Origin of the sequence: Mesobacillus sp. (assembly GCF_047739415.1) — a bacterium.
Classification (GTDB): Bacteria; Bacillota; Bacilli; order Bacillales; family Cytobacillaceae; genus Mesobacillus.
In genome coordinates, this window is record NZ_JBIQOE010000154.1 from 1 (window position 1) to 9449 (window position 9449).

The 9449-nt window shown below is 39.2% G+C and carries 15 protein-coding genes; 3 read left to right on the forward strand and 12 right to left on the reverse strand.

Annotated elements, in window-relative coordinates; all coding sequences use genetic code 11:
• Window positions 1-128: 128 nt before the first annotated feature.
• The 5 genes from ACH0QE_RS12025 to ACH0QE_RS12045 form a co-directional block, all read right to left on the reverse strand.
• Window positions 129-689 carry a shikimate kinase gene (locus ACH0QE_RS12025; protein WP_415800883.1) on the reverse strand — a complete coding sequence of 187 codons (561 nt, stop codon included), beginning with the start codon at window positions 687-689 and terminating at the stop codon, window positions 129-131.
• Entirely contained in the window at window positions 686-1105 is a 420-nt protein-coding gene (locus ACH0QE_RS12030) for a VOC family protein (protein WP_415800884.1), read from the reverse strand. Before ACH0QE_RS12030 ends, ACH0QE_RS12025 begins: the two co-directional genes overlap by 4 nt.
• 138 nt (window positions 1106-1243) lie before the next feature.
• A complete protein-coding gene (locus tag ACH0QE_RS12035; protein WP_415800885.1) occupies window positions 1244-1684 on the reverse strand; it encodes a hypothetical protein in 441 nt (146 codons plus the stop codon).
• A 22-nt stretch (window positions 1685-1706) separates the two neighbouring features.
• Window positions 1707-2183 (reverse strand): hypothetical protein, encoded by a 477-nt coding sequence (locus ACH0QE_RS12040; RefSeq protein ID WP_415800886.1) that lies wholly within the window; start codon window positions 2181-2183, stop codon window positions 1707-1709.
• Window positions 2184-2195: 12 nt separating this feature from the next.
• Window positions 2196-2522 (reverse strand): hypothetical protein, encoded by a 327-nt coding sequence (locus ACH0QE_RS12045; RefSeq protein ID WP_415800887.1) that lies wholly within the window; start codon window positions 2520-2522, stop codon window positions 2196-2198.
• Window positions 2523-2665: 143 nt separating this feature from the next.
• Here ACH0QE_RS12045 and ACH0QE_RS12050 point away from each other — a divergent pair, with 143 nt between their 5' ends.
• Window positions 2666-3187 (forward strand): CBO0543 family protein, encoded by a 522-nt coding sequence (locus ACH0QE_RS12050; protein ID WP_415800888.1) that lies wholly within the window; start codon window positions 2666-2668, stop codon window positions 3185-3187.
• A 59-nt stretch (window positions 3188-3246) separates the two neighbouring features.
• On the opposite strand, the gene ACH0QE_RS12055 is transcribed toward ACH0QE_RS12050, so the two are convergent.
• From ACH0QE_RS12055 to ACH0QE_RS12065, 3 genes are all read right to left on the reverse strand, one after another.
• Window positions 3247-3609, reverse strand: a complete 363-nt coding sequence (locus tag ACH0QE_RS12055) for a DUF2500 domain-containing protein (RefSeq protein WP_415800890.1) — start codon at window positions 3607-3609, stop codon at window positions 3247-3249.
• 79 nt (window positions 3610-3688) lie between these two features.
• On the reverse strand, window positions 3689-4153 hold the full coding sequence (locus tag ACH0QE_RS12060) for a GyrI-like domain-containing protein (protein WP_415800891.1): 465 nt from the start codon (window positions 4151-4153) through the stop codon (window positions 3689-3691).
• A gap of 38 nt (window positions 4154-4191) precedes the next feature.
• A complete protein-coding gene (locus ACH0QE_RS12065; RefSeq protein ID WP_415800892.1) occupies window positions 4192-4683 on the reverse strand; it encodes a GNAT family N-acetyltransferase in 492 nt (163 codons plus the stop codon).
• Window positions 4684-4852: 169 nt separating this feature from the next.
• On the opposite strand from ACH0QE_RS12065, the gene ACH0QE_RS12070 reads away from it, so the two are divergent.
• The gene (locus ACH0QE_RS12070) at window positions 4853-5326 is read left to right on the forward strand and encodes a hypothetical protein (protein ID WP_415800893.1); all 474 of its coding nucleotides are present in this window, start codon (window positions 4853-4855) and stop codon (window positions 5324-5326) included.
• A 67-nt stretch (window positions 5327-5393) separates the two neighbouring features.
• Here ACH0QE_RS12070 and ACH0QE_RS12075 read toward each other — a convergent pair whose 3' ends face one another.
• The 4 genes from ACH0QE_RS12075 to ACH0QE_RS12090 form a co-directional block, all read right to left on the reverse strand.
• A complete protein-coding gene (locus ACH0QE_RS12075) occupies window positions 5394-5651 on the reverse strand; it encodes a DUF3977 family protein (protein WP_415800894.1) in 258 nt (85 codons plus the stop codon).
• A complete protein-coding gene (locus ACH0QE_RS12080) occupies window positions 5644-6039 on the reverse strand; it encodes a VOC family protein (RefSeq protein ID WP_415800895.1) in 396 nt (131 codons plus the stop codon). Before ACH0QE_RS12080 ends, ACH0QE_RS12075 begins: the two co-directional genes overlap by 8 nt.
• 208 nt (window positions 6040-6247) lie before the next feature.
• The gene (locus ACH0QE_RS12085; RefSeq protein ID WP_415800896.1) at window positions 6248-7114 is read right to left on the reverse strand and encodes a cation diffusion facilitator family transporter; all 867 of its coding nucleotides are present in this window, start codon (window positions 7112-7114) and stop codon (window positions 6248-6250) included.
• A gap of 213 nt (window positions 7115-7327) precedes the next feature.
• Window positions 7328-8500, reverse strand: coding sequence for an FAD-dependent monooxygenase (locus ACH0QE_RS12090; RefSeq protein WP_415800897.1), 1173 nt, complete (start codon window positions 8498-8500; stop codon window positions 7328-7330).
• A gap of 227 nt (window positions 8501-8727) precedes the next feature.
• On the opposite strand from ACH0QE_RS12090, the gene ACH0QE_RS12095 reads away from it, so the two are divergent.
• Entirely contained in the window at window positions 8728-9117 is a 390-nt protein-coding gene (locus ACH0QE_RS12095) for an NUDIX domain-containing protein (RefSeq protein WP_415800898.1), read from the forward strand.
• Window positions 9118-9449: the final 332 nt, after the last annotated feature.

Genomic DNA, 9449 nt, shown 5'->3' on the forward strand with positions numbered 1-9449 from the left:
ACTGTAAATGAAGGATGCTGTTTTCTTAACGCTGCCAGTTCTTGTTTTATACTCATTAACTCTTTCTCTTTGCTCTCTATTTCCTGTTCTAATTGCTTAATAGAATTCATTCTGCCTCTCCCTTTCAATTACAAATCAAAATGTTCTTTAATATGTTGAGCTACTTCGTCTGCGCTTATATTCGTGTTATTTATCCGAATATAATTCTCTCTTTCTATCTCACCTTCAATTGAATTCAAGCGATATTGATCCATTGACTTCACCAGGTTCTGCTCCGACCTTTGCAGATTCCGCTTTGTGGGCTTGTGTTGGAGTCGATGAGGGCTTTTGTTCCGCTGTAGTCTTTCGTCTAATTCTGCCTCCAATTCAACAAAATACACCGTTCCTCCTTCTGACTCGAAAATTCGGCATACTTTATCCACATACTCCCAGTCTTCCTTCACATCGAACGCCCAGACATAGGTAAAAATCAAGCCATACTGATTGCTTTTTGCCACCGCTTCGAAAATTTCCTGACGGAAGAGTCCGACTAATCGCTTCCCCTCCTTAGTTCCGTAATCGAAGAAAGGAGTCACTAATTCAATCGTCATATGGTTATGGAATAGCTTTAAATCTGTTATTTTTTCAAGTTCTTGCCCTACCGTCATTTTTCCGGCAGCCTGCGGCCCAAAGATTAAAACAAATTTCATACTTCCTCCTTAACAACCCTCTGCTTATACTCCTTGCTCAATTCACTCCAGACATCGAATTTATTTCTGTCCAGATCGTAAAACACAAAATTCCTGCCTGCATGACCCCTATTCTCAATTTCACCGACTTCAATTCCACGCTCTTTAAAATCTGAGTGAATCGAAGTAAGTGCCTCCAAACCATCGACCTCATATGTAAGAACGAACCGTTCCGTACCATTTACATCAAGAAAGTTCGAGTTCTGTTCCACTGCCTTAACCAAAAACATACTAATATCAGCCAAATTTAAAATAGCTTTTTCATCATCCAGGTAATTTAATTTGGCACCCAGTTTTTCCTTATACCATTCTGCTGAGCTCACCGTATCCCTAACAGGAATGTAAATCGTACCCACTCGGATTAATTGATTTTCCATTGCATTTCACCTCACTATTTAAAATTCTATATTTCTCTCTTTTCACCTTCCTTGTAACAATTATTTTCCATTTTAAAGCTTTTACAGAGGAAAAATAAAAACCGCATAGATTTAAGCTTTCAACTTAATCCATACGGTTCAAAAATCCTTCCTTATAAAAAATAAATGCCACCTAACAAAAAAGAATGCCGCTATGTAATAAGGAACGGAATACCACCATTCCCAGCCTGTATATCGGATAAATCCTACTTTGACCATCAGTAGTTCAAAAAGGATTGTAATAACTAACCAGGCTAGCATATATAAAGCAAATGTATGAATCTTTCTTGGCATGAAGTTGAGAAATATTATGCCAAATGACGCTCCAAGAGTGATCTCTATGAAATGTACTCGAAGCTGGACTCCGGGACCTCCCAGCTCATAAAGTTTAAGATATAAATCCAAAGCAACATCCGTACTTAAGTTGATTAATGCAATAACAGCCCAGGTAACATATATTTCTCTGCTTGTAAGCCGCTTCGGCATAAACCAGATAGTTAGAAGGTTGATGACCAAAGACAGATATGGTGCCCAAAACATACTGGTAAACACCCACTTTTACTTAATTTCTTATCGTAACTTGTTTACGATCAAGCCACTGAATCCATTTATAAAACCCTAATAAAAACAATAAAATGACAGGGTCTACGATGGCAGAATGCAAAATCCCCCACCAGCCATAACGAAAATAGCCCCAGGGCTCCGGCAGCATGGTGATGTATTCATATATTAAAATACAAATGACAAATATGAGTAAGAAGACAATCTTTTTAATCACTTTTTTTTCAAATGGGTATAGGTTTAAAAAAATCATATTCACTGGTGGAATCAGTACTGTTCTAGAAATTAACTCCGCCCAGTCAACTCCAGGTTCAAAGTACCAATAACTGTTGAACTTAAATTCAACGATTAAGTCAAATAGCATCTGGAAAGCAATCGTGAAAGTCCAAATTTGCACGACCTGGCTTGGCAGCAATCTTTTATTCATCTTGAATGCAATCAGGTTAAAAATCAAAACTGATATGAGTAGTCCGATCATAAGCAAAACCCTTCATTCTTTTTCATTCCCTGTGATTTTCTCCCTCAGGTTTTCCAGTTCCTCAATCGAAAGATCCCCAAGTGCTTTAGTTATTTCTTCTTCGATCTTTTTTCTGTTCCTCTCCCGATATTGATTCCACCATTCACGTAAACCCTCTGTGTTCTCCAATAAATACTCAATATCAATAACTTCCACTTCATCGTCGGACAGGTAGTCAAGAACCGCGGCTAGCAAGCGGTTTAAGTCATCTATTTCATCTTTTTTATTGTTCACGACAGGTTCAATTTCTTCCATTTCGTTTTCCTGTACTTCGGTACTTACTGCTGGCTTTCGTGGCAAGATCTCACCTTCTTTACCGTCTTTTATAAGTATTATTACCCCTACCAACATTTTTGATTAAATTTCAATACCTTGAAGTGAAACTTTCATGAGGATACATAAAGCAATTTGTATTGTTGCATTTTAATTATGAGGTGGTACTCTTGCGAAAAAAACAAAAAAGATTATCTGCAACCTTGCTATATACTTCCGCAATAATAGCCTTGTTTTTATTACCTTTTGCCATCGTTAAACGATCATTCAAAGATTGGATTATCGTTTACCTTGTAAGTATAATTGGGAATTCATGGGCAGACCGTTACCTGGTTTCAAAAGGATATTTAAAATACGAAATCAGACCATTTAAAAAGAAATTCAAGATTCACTTGCCCTTTGACTATGTGCACTATCCTTTGATGCTTCTCTATTACAACCAATGGACACTGAATAGTAAGCCAATAGGTATATTTCTTAAACTATTTCCATTTATCATCCCACAGGTAATGATCGAAACATTTGCTGCCAAGAAAACCAAGCTGATCACTTGGAAAAAGGGCTGGACATGGTATCACTCTGCTATTAGTTTGGTCTTAAAATTTTTAATATGCCGCGGGATTATCGCAATGATCCGGATTTTAAACAATAAGGAGCTTTCCATAAATTCTTCGGATAATGATTCTAAATAAATGCGAAAAAGACCAAATCCATATTGATTTGGTCTTCTGGCTTATACTGATGACAATACCTAGGAGTGTCTTATAAATCCCAAATAGCGGCTTCCCTGAAAGTTCAGTTCTCCATAATCTCCTTCAACCAACTGTCCATATTCCTGGCCGTTGACTTGAAGTTCGAGCCTGTCGCCGCTGTCAAATTCAAAAGTCACATAATATATGCTTCGCGCCCTAGTTTCTCCACCTCCGCGCACACTTGTTCTTTTCGTGACGACCTTCGCATTTGCATTCACACGAGGTGACTGGTTGTTCTTACTCCATGTCCCTATGCTTTTAATAATTGTAAAAATAATGATTCCAAATACTAAAATAAATATGCCTCCCATAAAAATAGGAGCAAATGTAAACAGAAAATCTCCTTGTGTTTCTACCATCATGCATCCTCCCCCTGTATATATCTAAATGTATTTATCTTTACGAATGAGGGAGATACAAAGTTTCAAATCCTTCCATTTTTTACACTTCAAAAGCTACCGTATCCCTTAGTTCCACATCTAGATTGGCTGGATCAGACCATTCATGAAAGGCTTCCAAATGCCATTTATTCGTTAATCTCTGATAACCGTTTGCTTCAATCCATTGATGTAACTCGTTGTACGCCTGCCTAATTTCAACGTTAGCACCTTTGTGTCTTAAAATTGCGTACATCTGGGCAGGTATGGTTAGTGCAACCATGTCTTTGGGGATTTCCTCAAATTCTGAAACTTCAACACAAACCCAATATCCGTCTTCCTCATTAGAATTATGATCAACAACAAAAGCTCCTAACTGCAGAGATGGATTCACGACATTCGCAATTTCATCCATACGCTCACTCAACACCTTCGAAGCTTTTGGAATCTCGATGACATATTGATCACCTGGACACAATACCCGAATCCCCACCAATTTCAATTCCGATAACTGCTTTACTTCTGGCATAACTGAATCCCCTCTCCTTCTTGTCCAAGCTCTCCGAACTAAATATCTAAATGATAAATAAACATTTCTCCCTTTCTTCCCATTGCAGTTATGCCCTTATCCACGAAGCCACCTTTCTTATAGACGGTTTGGGCAACTATATTTGCATGGTTTACAGCCAATATGATTTCATTTACATCTGGAAAATGCTCTCTTACATATGGGCTCAAAAGCTTGATAGATTGTGAAGCAATACCTTTTCCTTGATACTCAGCATTTATTGAGTAGGCCCGTAATAATAATGCATCATTATTATCACTAAAGTCTTTTACGCCTTCCCAGCCATGGAGTACAAAAAATCCAGCAGGCTGATGACCATACAAAATGACAATTGGATGCCTGTCTGGCTCTGATTCACATATTTGCAGAGCATCTACAGGAAGTGCCGTATATCTTTGCTGCTCCACAGACAAACTGTAATTCGACAGCCTTTCTTTATATTCCGGCTTATAAAATACCAACGAAACGACTTCTTTATTTATGATTGACAATAGAACTCTCCTTATATGAACCACTAGTAATTTATGTATTTTTAATCCAATTACATATCCACCTAATTAATATGAGACCAGCAAGCTCACCCATTCCCCATTTAGATGATCGCTGCATATACTCTGTATAGGCTGAAACCCTTAACTTATAACATAAGGAGAGATCAACTTGCACACTAGACAGAATGCGACGCAAAGTTTGCCGGTACCATCACGCTGGGGGATTGACGCGGAGATTGCCGGGAAACCGATTGTCAGGGGGACAATCACCATCAATTCCATATTGGGAAATTCCTTCACGGGCACCGCTAATTTTCGTGGGAACCCCATCCCTATCCAGGGAACCTGGGATGAAAATGCAAAATCAATCCGCTTCGATTCACCTTATGCTTCGTTTGCAGGCCAATTAACGATTTATGATGACCCAGCTATCAATGTCCGCCATTTGGTGTTAAGCGGCAAGTTTCTGATGAAGCCTCCGTCCTTACAAGCCGGCGAATCAGGAAGCTGGATTGCTACCACTGATACAGCTTTGACCGGTCCGCCAATCAATACCAACGCCATACCACCTGTAGGAGTTTTTCTAACATCTGATCTCCTCTACAACACTGGAAGGAGAAATACCTGGAGATTTCACAGGTGAATACGCAGTACTAATCTTCAGATACTTTCAATCTGAAGATTACGTTCTCACTCTCTTTGGACAAACTTTACTGCTTGCTGACGATTCCCAATATGAGTTTGAATTTTTTACTTTTCTTCTCCATAGTTTTTAAGCCTTCTCTAGAATCGAAAATGATAACTGACTTCCAGAACCAGACTCTTAGATAAGCTGAATGAAAATGTACTGGGCCCTTTATCCCCTTTTTCTCATATTCATAACCGTTTTCCATTTCAAATTCCGTTCGAACGAGCCAGGTATTACCGATACCAATCTCAATGTATTTTGTTGGGGCCTCTTTAACCATTTTTGCCTAAGATGACCTTTATTCTTTCATTCATTGCTTGCTTCTCAATGTATTCAAAAAATCCTATCCGATTGCCCCATGGATCGGAAAAGGTTGCCCATTTCACTGGAACTTCTTCTCTTGCAAAAATCTCAAATGACTCGATATGTAACTCATTGATTAGTCGTAATCTTTCTTGTTCTATTGAAATAACACCTAAACGCAGTGGACCACTACCCTCAGCTGGTGTTCCCTCTGCTACCTGCAGCCAGCATCCAGGTATCAATTCCCACTCGGCAAAGCCATCATGCGGAGTAAAATCAGGTTCTTTTTTCAATAGAGATTTATACCACTTTAATCCTTCATCGAAATCCGCAACTCGTACCTGGTAAGTCATTTCGAAAATCATTAACTATAGCCTCCTGCTACTTTTCTTGGGACATGATTCGTTTCCATTTATCCTCCCATTTCTACATCTCACCTGAATTTTCCTTCTTTTACAAAATGAGTAGTTCCGGCCTAATTTATTTGCAATTACATGGATTCACAATATTTATCCTATAAAAAAGAATCCATGACAAAAAAGAATCGTGCCTTATGCACGATTCAGTGTTTGATTAATTCACATCAACAAATATATTTTCGGATGGTATCTTCGTAGACCCGGAGACTAGCTCTTTAATCATCTTCTGCATGTTTTTGATCATACCACCGGAGGATTTCACGCGAATCATTGTATACACTTCTGCTTCATTGACACACCATACCTTGACGTCCTGAACCTTAAGCTCCCCGTTCATCCTTTGGATGGACTTCTTAATCTCATCGACTGAATATCCTTCAGGGGTGCCTTCCATCAAGATGTTAAATGATTCCTTCGTAATCGATATACCTCCGCGGATAATGATGAACGAAGTGATGATACTTCCTATTGGATCAAGCCAAACCATGTCAAAGAACATAATTGCCAGTGCAACAATCACTGCACTCAGGCTTGTAATCATGTCGGCAAAAACATGCAAAATAGCGCTTCTCATATTCAGGTTCGCATCGCCCTTGGATAAAATATAGCCAACAAGTGCATTGATTAAAAGTCCAATGATCCCGACGGTAATCATTTGTTCCGGGATGATTTCAACCGGCTTGATCATGCGATTGACGGCCTCATAAATGATATAAAGCGGAATCAAGATTAGCGTCAGTCCGTTGATAAAAGCAGCGATCGGTTCAAAGCGTTTGTAGCCAAATGTCCTCTTTTTTGTAGCAGCCTTTGTCGCCATGATTGCTGCAACAAGGGAGAGAATCAGCGAGATGGCATCTGAGCTCATATGGACACCGTCACCGATAATCATAAGCGATCCGGATATGAAACCATAAACAATTTCTATTAGAGCAAATGAAATGGTTAACCCGGCTGCCCAAATGAATAACTTTTTATTTTTATTTTTATTATTATTTTCATACTGCTCCTTAGAAGCGCTCATAAACATCATCCTCTAAATTATAATTATTATAATCTAATAATACACCAACCGAGAATAAAAAATCAACATTAATTGAGAAAATTTATTTTAATTGAGAATGAAATTCATCATTAAAAAGCTTTTTATTTATGTTCATTTTATTTACTAATGATAATTATTATTAATTAACGGCATAAAAAAAGCTGCTTGAAAGCAGCTTTCTAGTTTGATTATTTACGCTTCATACCCAAGTATCCAGTCCAGCCTTTTGATTTTTAGTACATCGGGCACTTTCCGTAACAACTGATTTCTGACTTCCATCGCTGCAGGATTTTCAAGTTGCATCATCCTTGCCATCATCCTGGAACCTTGGACAATCTTTGTAACGCGTGGTACTCTCTCTTGCTCATAATGACTCAAAGCTGATTCAAGTGACCAAGGAAATTGCTTGAGACAGCGTGAAAGAATTAATGCATCTTCCATCGCCTGTGCTCCGCCCTGCCCTAGATTCGGAAGCATCGGATGAGCTGCATCCCCCAACAGAGTCACTCTCCCTTTATGCCATTTCTTTATCGGCTCGCGGTCAAAGATCTCATGAACAAGGGTGTTTTCCTCACTTGTAGAATCAATGACATCTGCAATTGGTCCCCACCAGCTTTTGAAATGCTGCAATGCGATATGTTTTTTATTTTTTGCTGTAGGAAATGTCCCTTGAGGAGCGTTAATAGACGCAAACCAAAAAACGCGACCCTTTCCTAACTGGGAAAAGCCAAACCTTTTTCCATTTCCCCAGGCTTCGAAACCTCCACCAAGCTCTACTGGAAAACGAGGATCTTCATAGTGAGTAATTCCTCTGAATGCGGTGAATCCTGAATAACTCAATCTCGATTTCTCAACAATATTTTGTCTCACTTGTGAATGCACTCCATCCGCACCGATAAGAAGTTCCGATTCAATAGATTCTCCATCCTCAAAAAAACTGGTTGCTTTCACGCCGTCCTGTTCCAATCTTAAAAACTTTTTATTAAGCACTATTGTATTGGGCTCTAATTTTTCAGATAAAATTCTCTGCAAGTCAGGCCGGTATATCAAATAACTGTACGTTCCATATCGTTCTGCCTGTTTGTGAACCGGCATATTAACCAAAACTTGGCCATCGGGAGTCCTGATTTCTGCTTTTTTCACCGGCGAACCTGCCTGGCGTACCTGATCCGCAACCCCCAGCTTTTCCAATGTCTTGATTGCATTAGCAGACAAAACTATACCAGCCCCCATTTCCTTTAGTTTCGAAGCTCTTTCAAAAACTGACACTTTTTGGCCAAGCTGTTGCAAGGCAATCGCTGCGGAAAGTCCTCCAATCCCAGCCCCGATAATGGATGTATGTGGATTGTTTATTGTATTTGCCATTCTGTTCGCCCCTTTCTATTGAACCTTTTTCACGGTTACCATGTTTTGTTTGGCCGATAGAGCTCTTCTAACAGACACTTTTCCACATTTCCACCTTCCGTTTGGCCGATAGAGCTCTTCTATCGGACACTTTTCCCGGTTTCCACCTTCCGTTTGGCCGATAGATTTTTCTGATATGTTAAAATATAGTAAAATACCCAAAACATAACCAGTGAGGTGCATACGTTTTGACGAGACCAAGAGCATTTGCTGCAATCATTAAAGACAATTATATACTTATGACAAAGCATGTCTATCCAGACGGTTCCTTCTGGACACTGCCAGGCGGAGGACTTGAAGCAGACGAAACATTCGAAGATGCAGTTATTCGAGAAGTAAGAGAAGAAGTTAATTTGGATGTGGAAGTGGTGGAGTATCTATTCACTGGTCAATACAGCCATGGAGAGGAAAGGTGTTTTTTAGTTCGCCCAATAAACGACAAAGAAGCCTCTCTCGGTTACGATCCCGAGGTTGGCGAGCAACAAACCTTAAAAGAAGTGAAATGGCATTCACTTGAATCGATGAAGGATGACCTTCACGTTTCCAGGGTATTAGAAGCTATGAAATTAATAGTTTGAGAGGGTTAAAGTTATGGAAGCAACCATGAGCAATTTAAATTTGTTACTTGCGAGCGGCTTTGTAAAGTAGGAACTAAATGAGGAGCACCTACCGCTAAACGGTGGCTGCCCTCACATTTATTTGAGAAAGGAATCTTACTACTGTTTTTGTAATAAATGCAAAAGTCAGTCCAACTGCCATTTTCAAAAGAAACTGCTGATACCAATTATGATAGTCTTCTGCCTTAAATGGGCGTAAAACGAGCCTTTCAGTTTCCGTATACAACAACTTCACTTTTACCAACCCTTCGATTAGCGTATTAGACTCCTTTTACTCTTAAATTAAAAATCCT